The organism is Vibrio sp. VPAP30 (assembly GCF_001188205.1).
Classification (GTDB): domain Bacteria; phylum Pseudomonadota; class Gammaproteobacteria; order Enterobacterales; family Vibrionaceae; genus Vibrio; species Vibrio bivalvicida.
In genome coordinates this window covers 326,560-347,995 of record NZ_LBLS01000038.1, presented here as the reverse complement: position 1 = coordinate 347,995, position 21,436 = coordinate 326,560, and the positions used below count along the sequence as shown (strand labels likewise).

At 43.4% G+C, this 21,436-nt stretch carries 15 protein-coding genes; 10 read left to right on the top strand and 5 right to left on the bottom strand.

What is annotated here, in order from left to right; genetic code table 11:
• Positions 1-14 precede the first annotated feature (14 nt).
• From dcuC to ZX61_RS19290, 3 genes are all read right to left on the bottom strand, one after another.
• On the bottom strand, positions 15-1,382 hold the full coding sequence (gene dcuC / locus ZX61_RS19300) for an anaerobic C4-dicarboxylate transporter DcuC (RefSeq protein ID WP_049846224.1): 1,368 nt from the start codon (positions 1,380-1,382) through the stop codon (positions 15-17).
• A 254-nt stretch (positions 1,383-1,636) separates the two neighbouring features.
• Positions 1,637-2,482, bottom strand: a complete 846-nt coding sequence (locus ZX61_RS19295) for an EAL domain-containing protein (protein ID WP_049846223.1) — start codon at positions 2,480-2,482, stop codon at positions 1,637-1,639.
• Positions 2,483-2,920: 438 nt separating this feature from the next.
• On the bottom strand, positions 2,921-3,556 hold the full coding sequence (locus ZX61_RS19290; protein WP_049846222.1) for a hypothetical protein: 636 nt from the start codon (positions 3,554-3,556) through the stop codon (positions 2,921-2,923).
• Between the two features lie 103 nt (positions 3,557-3,659).
• On the opposite strand from ZX61_RS19290, the gene ZX61_RS19285 reads away from it, so the two are divergent.
• The 3 genes from ZX61_RS19285 (at position 3,660) to ZX61_RS19275 (ending at position 5,166) form a co-directional block, all read left to right on the top strand.
• Positions 3,660-3,914: a DUF2164 domain-containing protein gene (locus ZX61_RS19285; protein WP_049846221.1), complete on the top strand. Its 255-nt coding sequence runs from the start codon at positions 3,660-3,662 to the stop codon at positions 3,912-3,914.
• A gap of 146 nt (positions 3,915-4,060) precedes the next feature.
• Positions 4,061-4,600 (top strand): cytochrome b, encoded by a 540-nt coding sequence (locus ZX61_RS19280; protein ID WP_049846220.1) that lies wholly within the window; start codon positions 4,061-4,063, stop codon positions 4,598-4,600.
• Positions 4,597-5,166 carry a YceI family protein gene (locus ZX61_RS19275; protein WP_049846219.1) on the top strand — a complete coding sequence of 190 codons (570 nt, stop codon included), beginning with the start codon at positions 4,597-4,599 and terminating at the stop codon, positions 5,164-5,166. The genes ZX61_RS19280 and ZX61_RS19275 overlap by 4 nt, the downstream gene beginning before the upstream one ends.
• Before the next feature lie 110 nt (positions 5,167-5,276).
• On the opposite strand, the gene focA is transcribed toward ZX61_RS19275, so the two are convergent.
• Entirely contained in the window at positions 5,277-6,725 is a 1,449-nt protein-coding gene (gene focA, locus ZX61_RS19270; RefSeq protein WP_049846218.1) for a formate transporter FocA, read from the bottom strand.
• Between the two features lie 251 nt (positions 6,726-6,976).
• Between focA and ZX61_RS19265 the strand changes: the two genes are divergently transcribed.
• Both ZX61_RS19265 and ZX61_RS19260 read left to right on the top strand, forming a co-directional pair.
• Positions 6,977-7,882, top strand: coding sequence for a LysR substrate-binding domain-containing protein (locus ZX61_RS19265; RefSeq protein WP_049846217.1), 906 nt, complete (start codon positions 6,977-6,979; stop codon positions 7,880-7,882).
• A 165-nt stretch (positions 7,883-8,047) separates the two neighbouring features.
• Positions 8,048-8,533 (top strand): DUF1097 domain-containing protein, encoded by a 486-nt coding sequence (locus tag ZX61_RS19260; protein ID WP_049846216.1) that lies wholly within the window; start codon positions 8,048-8,050, stop codon positions 8,531-8,533.
• A gap of 111 nt (positions 8,534-8,644) precedes the next feature.
• On the opposite strand, the gene ZX61_RS19255 is transcribed toward ZX61_RS19260, so the two are convergent.
• Positions 8,645-10,276, bottom strand: coding sequence for an ATP-dependent endonuclease (locus tag ZX61_RS19255; RefSeq protein WP_049846215.1), 1,632 nt, complete (start codon positions 10,274-10,276; stop codon positions 8,645-8,647).
• Positions 10,277-10,507: 231 nt separating this feature from the next.
• Between ZX61_RS19255 and ZX61_RS19250 the strand changes: the two genes are divergently transcribed.
• From ZX61_RS19250 to pulA, 5 genes are all read left to right on the top strand, one after another.
• Positions 10,508-12,259, top strand: coding sequence for a bifunctional metallophosphatase/5'-nucleotidase (locus ZX61_RS19250; protein WP_049846214.1), 1,752 nt, complete (start codon positions 10,508-10,510; stop codon positions 12,257-12,259).
• 518 nt (positions 12,260-12,777) lie between these two features.
• Positions 12,778-13,737: a TerC/Alx family metal homeostasis membrane protein gene (locus tag ZX61_RS19245; RefSeq protein ID WP_049846213.1), complete on the top strand. Its 960-nt coding sequence runs from the start codon at positions 12,778-12,780 to the stop codon at positions 13,735-13,737.
• Between the two features lie 286 nt (positions 13,738-14,023).
• Complete coding sequence (locus ZX61_RS19240) at positions 14,024-14,215, top strand: hypothetical protein (RefSeq protein WP_049846212.1); 192 nt, start codon at positions 14,024-14,026, stop codon at positions 14,213-14,215.
• 130 nt (positions 14,216-14,345) lie between these two features.
• A complete protein-coding gene (locus tag ZX61_RS19235; RefSeq protein WP_049846211.1) occupies positions 14,346-15,047 on the top strand; it encodes a DUF1223 domain-containing protein in 702 nt (233 codons plus the stop codon).
• 332 nt (positions 15,048-15,379) lie between these two features.
• The gene (gene pulA, locus ZX61_RS19230; RefSeq protein WP_049846210.1) at positions 15,380-21,424 is read left to right on the top strand and encodes a pullulanase-type alpha-1,6-glucosidase; all 6,045 of its coding nucleotides are present in this window, start codon (positions 15,380-15,382) and stop codon (positions 21,422-21,424) included.
• Positions 21,425-21,436 lie beyond the last annotated feature (12 nt).

The window sequence follows — 21,436 nt, the reverse complement described above, 5'->3', positions numbered from 1 at the left end:
ACTAACTTGTTGAATTAGGCTGACATTGGAACAAGGATCAGTGTACCAACGATCACTGTCGCTAAACCACACAGGACTGGCACAGAGGTACGCTTAACAACCTCAAATGGACTGATCTTAGCCATACCTGATGTTGCGACGACAACACCTGATACTGGTGAGATAGTACGGCCCAAGTTAGAGGCTTGTAGCATTGGAATGATTAAGAAAGCCGGGTTAAGTCCCATTTTAGCAGCAAGCGAAGGCGCTAACTCAACAAAGGCATAGAATGGAGCATTTCCTGACCCCGTTGCAATAGCTGCTGCGACTGTTAGAGCAGTGAGGATAAACATCAACGCAATACCGCCAGCTCCTGCAGTTTCGGCAAGGTGAAGCAGGTTGTCGATTGCGCCAATAGACATAAGTCCTTGTGCAAATACACCAGCAGCAACTAACAACATTACCACGCCTTTAAATGCGTCTGCCATACCTTGGTAGCAAGACTCAAGATCTTCGAGTGTTTTCTCTCCATCGAAACGCTTAACAACAAAGTTCACCAATGCGCCGATAAAGATCGACAATACTACAATCGTGTAGATATCGAGTGATAGACCCGGAATTGTACGGCCATTAAATAGGAAGACACCGATTATAGGTAGAAACGGTAAAACAGCGTAGAAGGCTGGAGCATTCACTTCGATTTCTGAAACATCAACGCGCTCCATTGGAGAATTGTCTTTCTTGTCTAGATATTTGTTCCAGAAGAATGCAGCAACTGCCATCACAATAATCGCACAGATTGAAACTGGAAGAACAGTTTGTACGGCAAAAACGTCAAGTGCTAAACCCGACTTTTCGGCAGCGATAACAACATCACCTGAAGTCGGTGAGAGAATAATGGCAGCAGGGGATGCACACACAGCAACAGCAGCAGGGCGTGAAATGCCCATCGCGGTCATCATAGGGAACAACGTTGCCATTAACAGCACACCGAGACCTGTTGCAGAACTTACTGCTAAAGACATCAAACACGCAACGATGTAGGCAGCAACTAATAATACGTAGGGAGACTTAATGAATGAAAGCGGCTTAGAAAACTGTTTAACAACCACATTGTTTGCGCCAATGTGTGTCATGTAAGAAGCGAAACCACATAGCAGCATGATTTGCATCCCTAAGCCACCACCACGGTATTGAAGCATGTATTTCACATACTCTAGTGCATCGGTAAACATATTACCTGTTGAAGCGACTTTTGAAGGTAAAACTGTATGGCCAATTAGACCTGTAATTATGAGTAGTAGTACACCTGCAGTTAAAAGAACGCCGGCTGGTTTATAGCCTTTGACGATGAAATAGCCAACCGCGATGGTCACGACTAATCCAATTAAGAGTTCCAGCATAGAATTCTCCTCCGAATATGAAAAATAGATAGAAACTGTTTCAAACTATGTCAGGGAATGTACAGAATTCTATGCTGTAGCACGAGTGCTAGTTTCTGTTCTGATGATCTAGAACAAAAAATCGTAATAAGTATTAAAATGCAAGGAATATCATGTATTTCGAAGGTATATAGGATGTTAATAATATTGCTGCGGATAGTATTGGAACTAATAACTAGATCTATTGTTGAGGGCGTACGCGGCTTGTTGACAGCTTATTGATATAGCTGGTGATAAACGATGCTTGGATCACCAATTGAGCTCAAGTTATTCGACTCATCAATGTAAACGGCAGGCAATGGCTCTGGCATACCTAAGAAATAGCCTTGAAATAAATCGATGTCTAAGTTACGCATTGCTTCAAGCTGCTGGCTGGTTTCTACCCCTTCGACAACCACTTTTGAGCCCAATCTTTTGGCCAACTTGATACCAGACATTAAACGGAACTGGTCACCAGCCATATAAGCAAGCAATAGCGAACGATCTAGTTTAATGATGTCGGGTTTTAGACGCTCAGCCCTTTGACGGTTTGAGGCGTTAACTCCGAAATCATCGACGGCTATATTAAAATCACTCGCGGATAGTTTTCTCGTCGCGGTTTTTAGTGTTTCCTCGTTTGAAGCATTGAGTTCAACGATCTCCATCACCAATTGTGAGTTGTCTAAGTTTAGGGCTTTTAACCGTTGAGCGAGTAGACTCTCATCTATGTTTCCTAAAGCTAAATATTCTCCTGCTGACGGAAGAACGTTGAGAAAGAGCTTAAGATGTCTATATTGTGAACGGGCAAAGTTTCGAATATGAATGACTCGGCTCAAGCGCTCAACGCTGATTTTGTCGTCAAAATTGATGTTTTCGTTGTGGAAAAACTGATCAGGGCGAATTGGGCCTGCCAATGAGTCGTGAATTCTAACCAAGGCTTCAACGCCAATGATGGTATTTGTAGTATCAAAAATAGGCTGGAATACACTATTGAGAGTCAGGTGTTTATATGTGCCAATGTATTGAGAATCCTCGTTCATCGAAAGACAATCCACAAACTGCTGCCTAGTGGAAAGAATCATATTTACTACTGACCTCTGTGCTTACCTAAATTATTCCGCATGAAATGGTGCAACGTTTTGACATATTATTGACACAGACTCGAATCTGTCAACGGTTGTCTATAACTAGATGGACTAGTTTTGAATCAGTCCCCGTTTTAAAGGGAGTTGCGTCAAAATAAAACAGTCAGATGGACTATGCTATCTGTCATTAAAGTCACCTTATCATCAAACTGTATTATTTAGAGCTGAGAAAAATTAATTCAACATAGTTGGGATGGTTTTTAGGCGAAGTTCTCATCAGCACGGGTTAGAGGCGTTTTCATTGCGGCCATACTTTGACATCACAAGAAAAGAAAAAGCCCTACTAATGAGTGATACAAATGTCTAGGTCAGCCTGAGTTGTGTTGGGCGTATCTTCATTTGATATACCTAATGGATGATAGGACTGTCCGGTATTTAGCTAAGCTGAATGACAGAGTACAATTGTATGTACTTTCTCACCAATTGTTTATCTGTCGCTCTTTTCAATGGGTGCGTGAACTTTACAAAGTAGGGGCTAATACTAAAGTGCTGCTCTAATGACTGAGCAAGTAATGATTCACTCTCATAAAGGGTGATCCCTTGAATTCGGTATTCGTCAATTTCGTCGGGCAACTGACCCGTCCACCAATGAAGTAATTCTCGGCTCTGTTTGTTTCTAGTTATCCAGTGATCGGTGAGCAGAAGCAGTAAGTCGTTTGGTTGCACCGCGTAGCCGTATTCTTCTTGCCATTGAGCGATAGTACGAAACAGCTTTTTGCGGCATGAAGGTCCAGCACTGACGAGGTGAGAGGTTAGTACCCAGACAGTGCCAATTTCAGAGCTAATACGGTAGTGATGAGGAAAATCAGTACTAGGGTTACTATCTAGGGCCTTGTAGTCGTAATCATGACCGAACTCAGTCAGGGTACGTGAAAGACGTCTTGAAAAAGCCAAACCTAGATGATGCTCGCTCATTCCTTTATTGTGAATGGTCGGATAGTGTTTTTCACACAACGCCATACAATCGGCCTGAAATTCATTAACACTTTGAACCAGCACATCCAATAACAAGATCCATCTCTCCATAATGAGCAATATGCGACACTAGCCTAACACGCGCTAGTTAACTTTCGTTACACTTAATCGGCAAAATAATAAGGGACTTGAAGGGTTTATGTCTAAGATTGAATTTACATCACAACAAAAGCAGACGATGTCGCGAGAGCTACAACGCTACATGGAAGATGAGCTTGAGATAGAGATTGGCCAATTCGATGCCGATTTTCTGTTTGACTTTATTGTGAGTCGATTTGGAGCGGCTTTTTATAACAAGGGTCTTGCCGATGCTCAATCTATTATTGAGAGGAAGATCATTGATATTGGAGACGAAATTTATGAAATAGAGCAAGAGAGTTATTTTGAAAAGTGACGAAATCATTCGTTCAAGAATTTCGAACGACTCAATCAAGCGAAGGATATTTCTCTATTGTAAAGAATGGTAAATAATCTGTTGCAAGAAAGATGAGATATGTACTCTAAATTAAAACAAGAGTCATTAACCTTTAGGGCAATCAGATGAAATCGGAAGTTAAAAACTATAACCCAGTTGCACGAGCTCTTCATTGGCTTTCAGCGCTGGCCATTATAGGGTTGTTTGCTGTAGGACTATGGATGGTTGATTTGTCGTACTATAGTGAGTGGTATCGCACCGCGCCACATTGGCATAAATCAATCGGTTTGTTACTGGCAGGATTAACCTTATTTAGACTCTTTTGGAAAATAGTGACGGCGTCACCTAAAGTTGAAGGGGCCGCCTATGAGATCATCGGTGCCAAGCTGGCTCACTTGGGGATGTACGCGATACTTTTGGCACTCTTTGCCTCAGGGTACTTAATCTCTACGGAAGATGGGCGAGGCATTGATGTATTCACTTGGTTTACTGTTCCTGGGTTAGGAGCCTTGTTTGAAAACCAAGCCGATATTGCTGGACAAGTTCACTTTTACGCCGCTTGGGCACTCATTATTATTGCTGCAGTGCATGCTATTGCGGCTTTGAAACACCACTTTATTAATAAAGACAACACGCTACGCAAAATGATAGGAGCTTCAAAATGAAAAAAACGTTATTTGCTACCGGATTAGCAATGGTAATGGCATTACCATTTGGTGCAAGCGCGGCGGATTACATGATCGATACAAAAGGTGCTCATGCTTCGGTGAACTTTAAAGTCAGTCACCTAGGCTACAGCTTTATTCAAGGTCGTTTTAACACATTTGATGGCGAGTTTTCTTATGACCCAGCTAATGTTACAGCATCAAAAGTGATGGTAAATGTAGACACTACGAGTCTAGATTCAAATCATGCGGAGCGTGATAAGCACATCCGCAGCTCAGATTTTATCGATGCGTCGAAGTATTCTACTGCGACCTTCACAAGTACAAGTGTTGTCGACAAAGGTAACGGAAAGCTTGAAGTTAATGGTGAACTAAACCTACACGGTGTTACCAAACCAATTACTATTGATGCGATCTTCATTGGTGCAGGTCAAGACCCTTGGGGTGGGGAGCGCGCTGGTTTCTTAGGTTCAACTCGCTTGGAGCTTGCTGACTTCAATATTCCAGTAATGGGTGCATCTAGCTACGTTGATATGGAACTTCACGTAGAAGGTATTAAGAAGTAAGCCATTAACTGCTAAACGATAAAGTAGCCCCCAACTTGCGTTGGGGGCTTTTTGGTCAAGCGACTTATTTCCTAACCAAAATCCTAGCCTAGCGTTGTTATGTTTTATTGTTACGCCGACTCAAGCTCACGCTCTTCCACAACCGTGATACGCTCACCGTAAATAGGACGCAGGGCAATTAGCACGTTTTCTCGAGTGATCACACCAACTAACGATCCATTGTCTAAAACCGGCAATACGTGAGGCTTGCTTACTTTCATTGCTTTCGCACGTTCTTCTAAAGAAAGCGTGGTGAACTGAGTAGCAATACCCATGCTAGTTGTTGGATAAAGTTGCTCTTTATCGATACAGAGGAACTCAGCAATGTCGACGAGCTTGTCATTAGCATCGATAGCAACAACGTCTCGTGACATAATGTCGACCACTTTCTGTTCTTTGGCTGGTATGTAATCTTGGCACCAAAGATCCACCATTACGTCATGAGCAGAGAAGAACCCAACTAATCGGCCTTCAACGTCACAAACAGGTGCACTGACTTGATGGTTGTCTAGTAGAGTATCGATCGCCACTGATGTTGGCATTTCTGCGCGCAGTACTAGAGGTTGCTGGTTCATGATTGCTGATGCAGTAATGTTGCTGTTCATAGTGATTTCCTTAGCCGAATTAATCTGAGTTGTTGTAGTGATTGCGTGTACATTTGCCGCTTTAAGTTGTGGTCTGCGATAAATCCCCCAGTTAGCCAGTCCGACGAGTACAGAACCGCCGACGATGTTTCCTAACGTGACAGGAATAAGGTTGGCGAAGACAAATTGTTGAATGTTGAGGTCAGCATATTGAGTGGATGCGACTCCGATTTGCTGCCAGAAACTTTCTGGTGCGAAGTTGTGAATAACGATACCCAACGGCACCATAAACATGTTTGCGACGCAGTGTTCAAAACCGCTGGAGACAAACATTGCAACTGGCATGATGGTCATCGCTGCTTTTGTCATCGCATTGGCACTGCTGAAAGTGAGCCATATAGCCAAACAAACAAGTAAGTTACACAGAACGCCCAGAGCAAAAGCTTGAACAGGAGTATGGTGCAGTTTATGTTGGGCGATGTTTAATGCATTCAGCCCCCATTGACCGTGGTCCATTTGGTACAGACCTGCAGCCGACACGATGACTAGTAGCAACATGGCTCCAATAAAGTTACCGAGGTAAACTTTGCCCCAAATAGAAAGCATCTTGCTAAAGCTAATTTGTTTGTTCGCCCATGAAATGCTTGATAGGACGGAACTGGTGAATAGTTCACCGCCACAAATCACAATCAAAATTAAGCCCATGCTAAAGGCCAATCCGCCGGCTAAGCGGCTTAATCCCCATCCAGCTTCGGCACTACCCGTTGTCACAGTGATATAAAAGAGAAATGCCAAGCCAATAAACGCGCCAGCCATTATTGCTAGGCTCAAAGTCATGCCACTGCTTTTCTTTGCTTTACTGAGAGCGAATTTTTCTGCCTCAGCCATCATCTCGATGGGAGAAAAATATTGATTATTCGTTTGAGCTGATGCCATAAGCGCTCCCAAGTGCAAATTTCATAGTTAAACCTCCTTAAGATTTCAGCGACTTGATGTTCGCTGCCAAACCAGAATAGGTAAGTCACAACATCAGGTAAAATTGATAATTTTTAAAATCCTCATCAAAAATATTGATAAGGAAATTTTGATGGGTAAAATGAAACGACTTGCTTATTGGGACTGCAATTAGCGAGAGATCAGAGTGTTACAGACAACAACTCAATATTGGAAACAAGGATAGGAGCGCTATGCGATATTCATTAAAACAGCTCGCAGTTTTTGATGCTGTTGCTGATACGGGAAGTGTAAGTTTGGCTGCCGATAAGCTTGCGTTAACGCAATCGGCAACCAGTATGTCGCTCGCTCAACTTGAAAAGATGCTTGGCCGTCCTCTTTTTGAACGGCAAGGCAAGCAAATGGCGCTTACTCATTGGGGAATGTGGTTACGACCAAAAGCAAAACGCTTGTTGCAGGATGCTCAGCAGATCGAAATGGGGTTTTACGAGCAACACTTATTGAGTGGGCATTTAAAGCTAGGCGCAAGCCAAACCCCAGCGGAACACTTAGTGCCAGACCTTATCAGTATTATTGATAACTCATTTCCAGAAATGCGCATTTCACTCAAAGTGAAAAGTACTGACAGCGTTTTACAGGGTGTTCTTGACTACAAATACGATATCGGGATTATCGAAGGTCGTTGCGACGACAATCGATTAAACCAAGAGGTATGGTGTCGAGATCATTTGACGGTTGTTGCAGCAGCCCATCATCCGTTTGCTCGTCACGAAACCGTAAGCCTTGCACAGCTTGAACAAGCGCGTTGGGTACTGAGAGAGCATGGTAGCGGCACAAGAATGATATTTGATAGTTCTATTCACCATCTTATTGAAGACTTAGATGTCTGGCGTGAATATGAGCATGTTCCTGTTTTGCGCAGCATGGTCGAAAATGGACAGTATCTTACCTGTTTACCTTATCTAGATGTTGAACGCTCAATAGAAAGCGGCCAGCTAGTGGCACTCAATGTGCCTGAGCTTACGATGGAACGAACGCTCTCATTTGTTTGGCGCGCTGATATGGTCGAAAACCCGCTAGTAGAGTGTATTAAAAGAGAGGGGGCTAGAATGATGAAAGGTAAACCATCGGTTCTTTAGTATTTACTAAAACTGTTGAAATATCGATTGCATCACAATAATCATGATCCAACAAAGGTTTGTTACTTTAATAATGTGATCAAGGTATTACTTGAGTGTCGATATTTTACCTATTATGCAATCTTGTACTTTTGATGTGTGATGACACACTCTGGGCGAGACGCAATGACCACTCTATTCGCAATTTCTCTTACGACAGGCATTTTATCTGGTGTTTGGGGATGGATAGCCATCACCTTAGGTTTGCTTTCATGGGCAGGCTTTTTGGGATGCACTAGCTATTTCGCATCACCGAATGATGGTCTAAAGGGATTATCAGTTAGTTTGATAACCAATATGAGTGGTGTTTTTTGGGCAATGGTAATTATCCACGCATCGCAGTTTGCCTCGCTTGAAATCTTAGGTTATGTAATAACCGCTATTGTCGCTTTCTTGATGTGCATACAAGCAAAACAAACTTGGCTTGGGTACATTCCAGGGACTTTTATTGGTTCCTGCGCGACATTTGCGGCAGATGGAAATTGGAAACTAGTGATCCCTTCACTTATCCTTGGCGGAATCTTCGGTTATCTAATGAAAGCCAGTGGCTTGTGGATCCATCAAAAGTCAACTCAATCTCAGGCTAATGCAAGTTTACAGACTCGCTCTTAGCCTTTGATGCTCATCCTAGCAACAATACCGAGGTTGTTGAGGATAACCCCCGATTGATTTGTATCAGCAGTCTTTTTGATACGCGGCATCTAATGATTAGATGCCGCTTTTTTATGTATTGCCGTTAGCCATTGTCACAACGCGTTTTAATGTCCATCGAAGTAAAATAGGTATTCCTTCAATACCTTGGTTCTCACAATGTGAAACAATCGCAAGAGCAAGATCGGGCTTAGCAAACTTCTTAAGAACTCTCGTGACGACTTTTTTGGCTGGAATAGGGTGCTCTAAGGGAATTCGGAGCATATTTTTAAAAAAAGGCTCAAATCCATTGTTGTATAAATAGTGCTCGATGTCTCTATCAGGCAACTCTGTGAGCCTGTGGCGTTGTTGATCGTTATCGAGTTGCGCTTTAACTGCGGCCGCGTACTTCTTACCAGCAGCATCGCCGTCTGTCACCACATGCCAATCAATGCCAAAAGCCTTAGCCACTTTTATTAACGACTTTAAGCCTGATTGAGCAAATTCAATAATCTGTACGCCTTCGGCGGCAAGGTTATATCCACATTGATTAGCTAGTTCATTAAAAAGCCATACTTCGGTCTCGCCTTCAACAAGAAGCCAGCATCTAGCGAATAATGCCCCAGAGCGATGAAAACGGATGTGGAAACCAATACGTCTTAGTTCATCACGTCCTAACCCTTGATCGGGAATATATTTGGTAATCGTTCGGTCTGATAAGCGGACTAGGCGACGAATACTTGCGAGTGGAACCTGACCCAGCAAATCACCACTATTGGTAGTGAGGATTTTTTGCATTGGTAGCAGTTGTAGTAATCCCCATGCTCGAGCAAGGTGTGTCGGATGGAGTCGTCCCTCTGGATCTTCAATGATCAACAATGGCCGAGCACATCTTCTTAGGGTTGTAGGGCCTTTAGCCTGGAGATACGCATTAAGTAGGCCCATAAAAAGTAGTCGCGTTTGTTTGTCTTTGGTTTCTTCTACAACTTGAGAAATACTTTTTGAGCCTGGAGAGGCATTGAAGAAAATCCCGTCACGTTGCTTGCGCAGATTCTTACGCGAGTTTGATTTAAATGAAAAGTAATGCTCAACCAAGGCGTTCATTGAGTTTAGGCTACTGCGCATCTCGCCTTTATTGACGTGCCCGGGGATCGCCAGTAATCTTCTGCAAGTGTTGTCGATACGTTTTTCTACCCGTGCATTGACATCTTTGGCATCTGAAACTGGTCTTTCGAACCTGCGCGAATCGCGCAATCGAATTACTGGGTGTAGGGTCATTAATTCTTGGGCCAATTTTTCAGAGTGATGTAGGTGAATGGGGTTACCGTCTAAGTCGAGAAATGTATATTCCGTCTCAATATCATATTGATCACGCGAAGCGCTGAGTCGATAAATAATTCGGTTTGTTCCCTGCGAATCTTGAACCCAAATGGGCTTTATCTTGCGGTAGCGGCCAGAGTTAATTTCATTTTTATCTGTTGATACTAGGCTTAATACGATTTGTAAGTGTTGAGACTGAGGGTGAGCGATGGAGTAATCGACGTGAAAGTCTGTAAGTTCAAAACTATATGGTATGCCTTCAGGCGGTAGGGCAACTGAAAGTGCATCGAGTAGTGAGGACTTGCCCCAAGTATTTTCACCAATAAGCGTCGTTAATTCATCAAATGCAATGGAAAGCCTTTTAATACCGCGAAAACCAGAAATTTCAATTCGCTCTAGCTTCATAGAGTCGCTCCACTATGCTTCTGTTCTTTTAAGCATAATCGAAAACTTCTGTATTGGCAGACGTTTAGCTCACAAAGAATCGGTAAAACTTGCAGTTGGTGACATCTTGAGCGATTAGGATGGATGTCACGAAAATTAGTGTATAGGGAATGTCATACATACAATAACTGTGAATTATAATTTTTCTGTCATACAGATTGCGTTAGGATAGCGTGAAAAGAGAGAGAAAACATGACAGATAAAAACAATAAAACAACTAAGCTAAGGCTAGCGCACATCAACGACACCCATTCCTATTTTGAACCTACTTCGTTACAACTCACCATCGGCGTTGAGGGTGAAGCTCTTTGCCCATATGTCAGTGCTGGTGGTTTTGCTCGTATTATGACACGAGTAAATCAGCTACGTGGGCAAGCAAAAGAAAGTGGTAGGGAATTTTTGTTTCTTCATGCGGGCGATTGTTTTCAGGGGACGCTTTATTTTTCGCTATTTAAGGGCGAAGCAAATGCGACCATGCTCAACAATCTAAAAATTGATGCGATGGCGCTGGGTAATCACGAATTGGATATGGGCAATGAACCTGTTGCTGAATTTGCCAATCGAATTGATTTTCCGCTGCTTGCAGGGAACTGGGATTTAAGTGATGAGCTCAGTAATAAGCGATGTCGCTTGTCTGATAACCCAATTGTCCATAGCTTTAATAAAGAGACGCATTCGGCGAGCTGGATTATCAAAAAAGTTGGTGATGACTCGATTGCGATCTTCTCCCTAGCTCTCGATAAGATGGCAGATATTTCTAACCCTGATTGGGATACACCTTTTGTCAATTCAATAGAAACCGCCAAAAACACCGTTAAACAAATTCATAACGCGGGCATCAACAAAATCATCCTCCTAAGTCATATGGGTTATGAAGCCGACCTAGAACTTCCTAAGCATGTGAATGGGATCAGTGTGATTGTTGGGGGGCATAGTCACATATTACAGGGTGACTTTAGTGGCATCGGACTGGGAAAAGAAGACATTTATGGTATTAAAATCAATGATACGCATATTGTCCAAGCAGGTTTTCATGCGCTAACTATGGGGCATTGTGATTTAGAGTTCGAAGCCGACGGGACCTTAGTTTCATTTGAAGGGCGCAATGAACTGCTATTGGGGCGAAGATTATTTATCGACGCAAGTATGAGCGAAACTCACACTGATACCCCTTACCAAAAGGCCCGTGAATTTGTTGATAACCACCCCAATGTCGTGGTGTGTAAGAAAGACACGACGGTTCAAGGGGTGTTAAATGACAAGTACACTTGCCAAGTGCGCGAATTACAAAGAAAGATTATCGCCCGAGCAAAAAGAAAGCTGCGTCATATACGTGTTCCGGATGAACTTGGTGCGAGTGAACTTGCCCCTTTAGTTGCTGAGTCATTCACTTATACGATGAAACAATGTGGATTTAACGTTGACTTCGCTATCCATAATGCAGGTGGCGTGAGAAGTTCGATAAATCCGGGTGATGTGTCTGTTGCGGATGTTGCCGGAAAACTGTTGCCATTTGCGGTGCCGATTGGTGTCTACAAGATCAAAGGCGAGTATTTGCCACTCGTCCTAGAAGGTGCACTAGATAACGCGCTCAACAATGGCGTGGATGGTACTGGGGACGGTTCTTACCCATACACACACAACCTACGGTTTGATTACGAACCTTCAGCCGCAAAAGGCCAACGAGTTAGTCGATTAGAATTGAGAGCCACAACGGGGGAGTGGATAAGAGTCAAACCTGAACATGTGTATCTAGGTACTTCGTCGGCCTATACCATGAAGGGGAAAGAAGGATACGAAGCTATTTTGAAAATGGAGAGTGAAGGGCTCATAACAACAAAATCAATGGCCGATTGTTTTATTAATTTACTCACAGATAAGCCTCAAACACTCAATCGTAACGTTAGCGATGTTGTTCCACAACGATGGCATAAAGGTTGCTAATTACTCCTAGGGTTCGTGCTACGAATAGATAGTACTCAAAGGAGGGTATTATGTGGAGTAAAGACTGGATAGACATTGCTGTCATTGTAAGCTGGGTCGGTGTATGGTCAGCACTTGTCTACTTTATTCCCGTTGGTGGTGTGTGACATCATAAATATGATTAAAGCACTCATATATAAACAGTGTGATTGCCAAATAACCACCACGGGAACGCAGTAAAAAGGAGCAAATAATTTGCTCCTTTTTAGTTTTAATTGTGGACTCATTTTCATTTCAAGAATAGAATTTGCCTTGTTTGGGGAGTAGTCGCCTCTAGTTTACTTATCGTCATCTCGTTAGACGTAGCTCTATCCGGTAAGTATAAATATTGCTGATAACCAGTATCAAGCCGTATTTCGACGAGACCAACGTAATCAGATGCTACACCAATGCTTATAGGCATTGGGGTAGAGTTTTTGTTTGCGGTAGGGATCGTCACACTTCAATACTTATCCGATCCCTCCGCCTCTGGAGGATTTATGACCCCAATTACTTACTTTAGCTTTGGAATACTGACACTAGTCCTTGTCGCACTCGATGTATGGCAAACCCGTGGTGGGCAAATCACGATAAAGAATGCAGCGGTTTGGAGTGTGCTTTGGTTCGCTTTAGCTTTTTTGTTTGCAGCAACCATTTACCTGTTCTGGGATTTTTATGCTCCGGGCAGTGAATATACTTCTGAGAAAGCAACAGTGTCGTTTATTACTGGTTATTTACTAGAAAAGTCCCTGAGCGTTGATAACTTGTTTGTGTTTGCGATTATCTTTCATCAATATGCGGTGCCAGAGAATCTAAGGCCTCGCGCTCTATTATGGGGGGTTCTCGGTGCGCTTGCCTTACGTGCGGTTATGATCGCAGTTGGCGCACAGTTGCTTGCTCAATACCATTGGGTACTCTACGTATTTGCATTGTTCCTTATCTGGACAGGTGTCCAGCTTGCGCGAGATAAAGGGAACGAAGAGATCAACCCACTCCCTGAACGTTTGATTCGCCGCTTTGTTCCTATAAGTCAACGCTATCATGGTAACGCATTGACAATAGTAGAGCAGGGTAAACGTATTGCAACGCCGATGTTCATTGTGATTGCAGTCATTGCATTTATGGACGTCATGTTTGCACTCGATTCAATCCCAGCAATATTTGCAGTAACAAGAGAGCCTTTCTTAGTGCTAGCAGCTAACGTGTTTGCATTGCTTGGTTTGCGCTCGCTGTACTTTGTTTTACAGGGGATGATGGATAAGTTTATCTATCTTAAACCAGCTTTGTCTTTCATTATGGTATTCATAGGAACCAAGATGGTGCTTGTCGGTTCTGAGTGGGAAATCCCAACCGTCGTTTCTCTACTAGTTCTACTAGCAACGATGACGACCGCTATTATAGCTTCTGTTATAAAGCAGAAAAATGATTCAGCGAGAACATCTGCACTTGTTGATAGATAAACTAATAAATTAAAACGATTAAGCCGCCACCTAAGTAACAATTATTGTAAAATATTTGTGACGTAAGGGCGGTTTTTGGAGTACGTAAAAGATATCTATTCATTGTAATTAAGGGTGAGTGGAATAATAAGCACAATGGGTGCATATGATGAATTGTGCATTGTTAACAGGTTGTTTCATTAGGAAAACTTATCTTAAAAATTAAAAATAGTCATTTTTTGAGCAGTGAAATATTGCTTAATATTGCCTCATCGAAACGAATTATACAGTTTATAGAGAGGCAATCATGGCACAAGCAATGCACATCGGTAATATCGAAGCTCCTATCTCTATGGATAAAAAAACCTACTCGGTTTCTTTCAAAGGATTGATTGCACACCTATTAGATATTCTTTTTACTGACAACAGTGAACCTCGCGCTCATTATGCGAGTGATTTGTCTGGTCATATGCAAAAAGATATCGGTCTTTATCGTTAAATTCGATTTTAGATTTCATAAAAACGCTAGCAGCTTGCTAGCGTTTTTTTTTGCTTTTTGGAAATTTAATCGAACGACGCGCGGTCAATATCTTCAAATAATCAAAAGTATTACTGATAAGGACTTTTAGATGACCGCTTTGATTGCTCTCTCCGTTATATCAACAGTAAGTGCCGGACAAATCTGGGTTAATGATGGCAAACCTGCTCAAGTCGTCGAGCTTTTTACTTCTGAGGGCTGTTCTAGTTGTCCACCTGCAGATAAATACATTTCCAAACTTGAACGTAGAGTCGGCTTATGGGATGAAGTTATTCCCATTGTCTACCATGTTGATTATTGGGACTATTTAGGTTGGAAAGACAAGTTTTCTAAACCTGAGTTCTCTCAACTTCAGCGCCTTTACCATGCTTATGATTTGGTTGACAGTGTCTATACACCTGGATTTGTCGTTGATGGCGAAGAGTGGCGCGGTTTTTTTAATTGGGTGAATAGAGAGTTGCCTGACAACATCCAGCCTGCAGCAAAACGTTTAACTCTGGTTAGGAAAGGGAACTCGTTTGAACTTAAATATGACGATAGTGCCGCCATGCTTGATGCGACCATTGTCTTTATCTCAAACGATCAAACAACAGTAATTCGAGCGGGGGAAAACCGAGGAAAAACGCTAGAACATGATTTTATTGCTCTTGCGCGCTCACAATCACGGTCTGATGAAGGACGTTGGCACTTCACTTATGAAGGGGAAATGAGTGAAGTGGATGCGGTTGCGGCATGGGTTACACCAGTGGGAAGCTTTGAACGGATACAAACGGTTGCGGGGACAATTGAGTAACTAGAGCTTGTTGACCTAATACTGTATAAGATCATATTTCTCACAATTGAGGCACATTGTTGCTAACCTACAATTTCTCCTTAATCTACTGCTACAAAGTGTCGTTTCACTCACCCAATGTGTCATCAAAGTGTAATGATCCGATCTAACTCAGCCTTGTCCGTGTGACTTTAAATCCAAAAATAAATCTACTCCTTTTGATCTACGCCTAGCGGGAAGTATTGATAGGATGAGGTGTTAATTCGATATCCAAATATAACGTCAAACTGAGGGTTAATGACTTTATTTTAACAAGTTTAACCTTAGAACGTGAATTGAAAATGGATATAAGAATGAACATCAAGCTAACAAAACTAAGCATTGCTATGGCATCGCTTGGGCTTCTAGCAGGTTGTAATGACCAACTAGAGGTACAAGTTATGGATGGTTACATTGAAAACGCCGAGGTTTGGCTCGACGTCAATGGTAACTATGAGAAGGATGACCATGAGCCGTCAGCAACAACGGACAAAACCGGATATGCGGTAATCGATATCAGTGGTTTGTCTAAGCAAGATCGAAATGCTCACCTTATTGCTCACGTCAAACGTGGTGTTTCTATCGATAGCGATATCCCAGATGTGAAAGCGACGCGAGACTATTTAATGCTCGCTCCTGCCGACCACAGTTACATTACGCCTCTCTCTACCTATGTATCGCTTCAGATGATGGACGGAAAGAGTGAAAAAAGAGCACTACGCAAGCTTCGACGTCAGCTAAAGCAACCTAAGTTGAACTTAGACTCTGATTATATTGAGCGCCAACAAGCACTTGTTGCAAGCACCGCTAAGGCGATGGCTCAAGTATTACCTAGCAACATTGAAGACCACACTTTAGACAAACTTATCGACACAGTAGAGCTCGGTGCAAAAGCCTTAGGCAAAGAAAAAAAACAAGGTAATCGCTTACTAGACGGCGTAACCCTAATGATTGACGCTAGCGGCGTTCCTGCGGTTTCCGTTGATACTGATGGCGATGGTGTTGCTGATGTAGTGGATTTGTTCCCGAACGACATTCAGGAGTCTGCGGATAGCGACCAAGATAGCATTGGTGATCATCGCGATTTAGACGACGATAATGATGGCTTTGCCGATGAAGTCGAAAGGAGTTTAGGTACCGACCCATACAACGCGAGTAGCCAACCAGACGATCTCGACGGCGATAAAATTCCCGACAGTTTAGACCCAGATATTGATGGTGATGGATGGAGCAATATCGATGAAGACCGCTTGGGTAGCAATCCATATTCTACTCAGAGCAAACCAAGTGATTATGATGGTGATGGCATTGCAGATGTTGAAGACAAAGACATTGACGGCGACGGTGCGCCAAATAGTGCGGATGCGTTCCCTAAAGATAGATTTGAAAGCACTGATACTAACGGTGATGGGTTAGGTGACTTTGCTTCGAGCGATGATGATGGGGATGGTATCCCAGACTCGATCGATCCAAACCCTAAGAACCCAGATAACACATCAACTGAGCCAGCACCAATTTACCAAGAAGCCGTGATTTACTACAAGCGTGATGATGGCAACTACGCTGACTGGGGATTGCACTTATGGAACAACGGAAGTTGTGATTCAGTGAGCGATGGGGCTTTAAATGGAGTTGATTGGGGTAACCCGTATAGGTGGAAAGAAGTTCACCCAGAATATGGGGCTAAATATGTTATTCCTTTAAAAGATGCACACGGTGCATGTATGAACTTCATCGTTCATAAAGGCAATGACAAAGCGTTAGGTGGTGATGACCTAAAACTTGAGTTCACTAAGGGTAATACGCTCTACACGACTCATGGCAATTCAAACATTAAATACTCGCCAAATGAACAAACTATTGTCGAACTTTCAGGGGCTGCGGCGCATTGGTTAGATCTCAATACCTTTGCGTGGTTTGATCATTCACAGGCAAAAAGCTATCAACTTTGGTCAAGCGCCTCTGGCGCAGGAAATATTAGTAAACCACAGCAGTTTACGAAACACAGTTTGGACTTGGCCGGTGTCGTAGACAATGCAAAATTCCCTCATTTAAAAGGTCGCGTACAATTTAATCTAGCAGTGACCGCCGATGAAGCGAAAGGGTTACTCAAACAGCAATTAATTGCTGTCGCATTAGATGAACAAGGCCAACCTCTTGTAGCGACTCGCATACAGATCCCAGGTGTTATCGATACGCTTTACACAAATGGTCCAAATGACGCCGATGAAGCAAAACTAGGCAGTTGGATCCAAGGTGACACGGCAAACTTTGCGGTTTGGGCACCAACGGCTCAAGACGTCGAACTTTATCTATATGATAGCGACAAAGCGCTTGTTAAAGAGTCACCATTGAAGATGATTCTTGACCCAAGCACAGGTGTTTGGTCTTATCAAGGAAGCGCGACATTAGAGAATATCTTCTATCGCTATCGCGTAAAAGCCTACCATCCAAAAACAGATCGTATTGAATGGATGATGAGCACTGACCCTTATTCATTATCTCTCAGCACCGATAGCTTACATTCACAATTGGTCGATTTAAGCTCAGCTCAAACTAAACCCAATGGTTGGGATTCCCACACCATCCCTGAGTTACAAAACCCAGAAGACAACATAATTTACGAACTTCACATTCGAGATTTTAGTGTCAGTGACAAGCATGGTACATCAGAGAGAAATGGTAAGTACACCGCCTTCTTAGAGGACGAGCGTGACAGTGTTAAGCAACTTAAATCGCTTAAAGAGTCGGGCTTAACAACCATTCACTTATTGCCAAGTTATGACCTAGCTTCGGTTCCTGAACAAGAGGCCAAAACGGTCAATCTCACCGATACAGTCGGTAAGCTTTGTTCTGTCAACCCTAAAGCAAAATTATGTGGTGATGGCACCAGTCATAGTACAACGATCTTATCTCTTCTAGAGCAAACCGATCCAAGTACAGGCGAAGCTCAGGCGCTACTTGCCGATATCAGACCACTAGATGGTTTTAACTGGGGCTACGACCCATTCCACTATAGCGCTCCTGAGGGTAGCTATGCGGTGTCAAAAGATGGCACTGATCGTATCCGCGAATATCGTGAAATGGTTAAAAAACTTCACGAGATGGGCTTCCGCGTGGTTCAAGATGTCGTTTACAACCATACTTACTCATCAGGTTTGTACGATAAGTCAGTGCTTGACAAAACCGTTCCAGGTTATTACCACCGATTGAACCCAATTACGGGTGCTGTTGAAAACTCGACGTGTTGTGACAACACCGCCTCAGAAAATCGCATGTTCGAAAAGCTTGTAGCAGACAGTGTCATGATGTGGGCGCAAGACTACAAGATCGATGGTTTCCGCTTTGACCTAATGGGTCACTTAATGAAGTCAAACATGCTGCATATCTACGACAAGGCGAAGCAGGTTGATCCTGATACTTGGTTCTACGGCGAAGGCTGGAACTTTGGTGAGGTCGCGAATGGTCAGCGTGGTGAGAATGCGACCCAATGGCCAATGGCAGGTACAGGGATTGGCACCTATAACGATAGACTTCGCGACGGCGTACGTGGAGGGGGGCCTTTCGATAGCGGTGATGCGCTGCTGAAGACGCCTGGATTTACCAATGCTGGCGACCGATTCGATGATGCACTCAAATCGAAGATGGATCTGATTCGCTACGGTATGACGGGCAACCTACAAAACTACCCACTTGAGACGCACAGTGGCAGTGTTGTGTATGGCAAAGACTATCAATATGGTGGTCAAGGCGCTGCGTACACCTTAGATCCACAAGAATCGATCAACTACGTATCTAAGCATGACAACCAAACCTTGTGGGACTTCAATCAGTACAAGGCGTCTGCCGATATGACATCTGAGCAGCGTGCCAGAATGCAGATCATTGGTATTTCTACGGTCATGTTAGGACAAGGCGTTCCTTTCCTTCATATGGGATCAGAATTGCTGCGTTCGAAGTCGATGGAGCGGGATAGCTACGATAGCGGTGACTGGTACAACAAGGTTGATTTCAGTAAGCAAACCAATAATTGGAATGTCGGCTTACCAAGAGCAGATAAAGATCAAGCTAACTGGAATGCGATTAAATCGGTGATTAGTAACCCAAACACGGTCGCCTCAGCAAAAGATATCGAGTGGTCAGACAGTGCGTTTAAAGCACTATTGCAAGTTCGTTCTTCAACGCCTCTTCTCAAGCTTGTTTCTGAAAAAGAGGTAGTCGATCGCGTGCGATTCCACAATACGGGAAGCAATGCCTTACCGGGGTTAATTGCTATGTCAGTCAATGATGGTATTTCTGTAGGCGCCGATCTAGATAGCAACAATGATGCGTTAATGGTCGTAATCAATGCCAATACTTCTGAGCAAACCCTCAAAGTAGCGGGGGCAAAAGATTTTGTCCTACATGATGCGTTGAGAAATTCAGATGATCCTATCGTTAAACAAGCGACGTTCGCCAACGAGAACTTTACGGTTCCTCCACTGACCGCAGCTGTATTTGTCTTGCCGCAGAGTGGAGGTCAAGGTGAAGGACTCGTTGTTGATAACAAGCCAGTCGATGTCGCGCCTTACGGCACTACTAAGCTTTACGTTCGTGGTTCAATGAACGGTTGGAGTACAGGTAGTGAAATGCAATACAAAGGCGAGGGTGTATACAGCTTCAACGGCTACTTAACACCTGGTGTGTATGAGTTCAAACTTGCTTCTGAAGATTGGAGTACGGTGAATCTAGGCTTTGGCTCATTCACACTTGCTGATGGCTCAGTCACCCTTGAAGATGCTGGAAATGGCAATATCAAAGTAACTGTCACCAAGCAGGGCGTGTATGACTTTACATTAAACGCCAAAGACAAGTCTTCGTTAAAAGTTGCGGTAAAAGATACTGAGCTAGATTACGGCTGTTACAGTGACAACAATAACGCTTGTGATCTACGAACTTATCAAGTGATGGTTGAATCTTTTGTTGATGGTGACTCAAATCATGACTACGGTGTAGGCTATGGTAATTCCCACCATAAAGGCGATCTCCAAGGAATCATCAACAGCCTAGACTATATCGCGGATCTAAACATGAACGCTATTTGGCTAACACCAGTGTTTGATTCATGTGCAGGGCAAGGTGGTGATAACAGACTTGACGCAACGGGTTACTTTGCCTGTGACTTCTTTAACGTTGATCCGAAGTTCGGTTCAAACGAAAAGTTAAAAGAGCTGATAGATTCTGCACATTCGAAAGGGCTTTATGTCTTCCTTGACGGTGTGTTTGGTCATACGCATATTAACGGTGCTAAGCCATCACCGACGGGTAAAGTGCCAAGCTTAAGAAAAGAGCCTGGATACCCAGGTCAATATGTCAACTACCCAAATGCCGATAGTGAAGCCTTCTTTACTGAAGTCGCGACCTACTGGATCAAAGAGTATGGGATAGACGGTTGGAGATTAGACCAAGCTTACCAAGTACCACTTAAGAGCTGGATAAATATCCGCACAGCGGTTGAACGAGCTTCAATGGAGAACGTTATCGCGGGTAAAAAGTGGGGAACACTGGGATACATGGTTGGTGAAGCATGGAGCAGTGCAGACGAAATAACGCGTACCGTTTATGGTAGTGACGCTGAACCCGGTCTATCATCGGCATTCAACTTCCCTTTACGTTACGGGTTAGTTCAAGCGCTTGCAGTGGAAGAGTCTGGTGCTAAGAGCAATGCACGCGCGCTCGACGCAGCTTGGAACTCACGTGTTAAATCGCCATACCATGCAATGCCCAACTTGATGATTGGTAACCACGATCTAGTACGATTCGGTGATTTGATTCAACGTGGTGGATTAGGTGACTATTTCCCACGCCATAAAGCTGCATACAGTTTCTTGGCTGCGTACTCAGGCCCAATTACTTTCTACTACGGTGAAGAAATTGGTGATGAGGTAGAGCACTTTGCTGCTAAGGTCACGTCTGATTGTGCTAGCGTGGGTCAATGTGATGATCATGTGGCACGCTCAAGCGCTAAAGTTGAAGGTGTGACAGGAGAGAAGTTAAGTGCAGAGCAAAGCGATCTTAAAGCTTACGTTGCTAAGCTGATGAAGGTTCGTAGCGAACATCCAGCCTTATACAATGGTGAACGCAGAAACCTTTGGCTTGACGATACGCTTTACGCCGATCTTAAAGTTAATGGTGATCAGCAAGTCATCTATGCGCTGAATACAAGCGAAAACCAACGAACTCTGAATGTGGACTTGTCTCGTATTAAAGCAGCAACTACGTTTGTTGATTTAATCACTGGTGAGAATATTAACGTTCAGGCTTCAAACGGCAACGTTCCAGTGCCAGCACTAACGGGTCGTTTACTTCTTGTGAAATAGACACTCAATCAA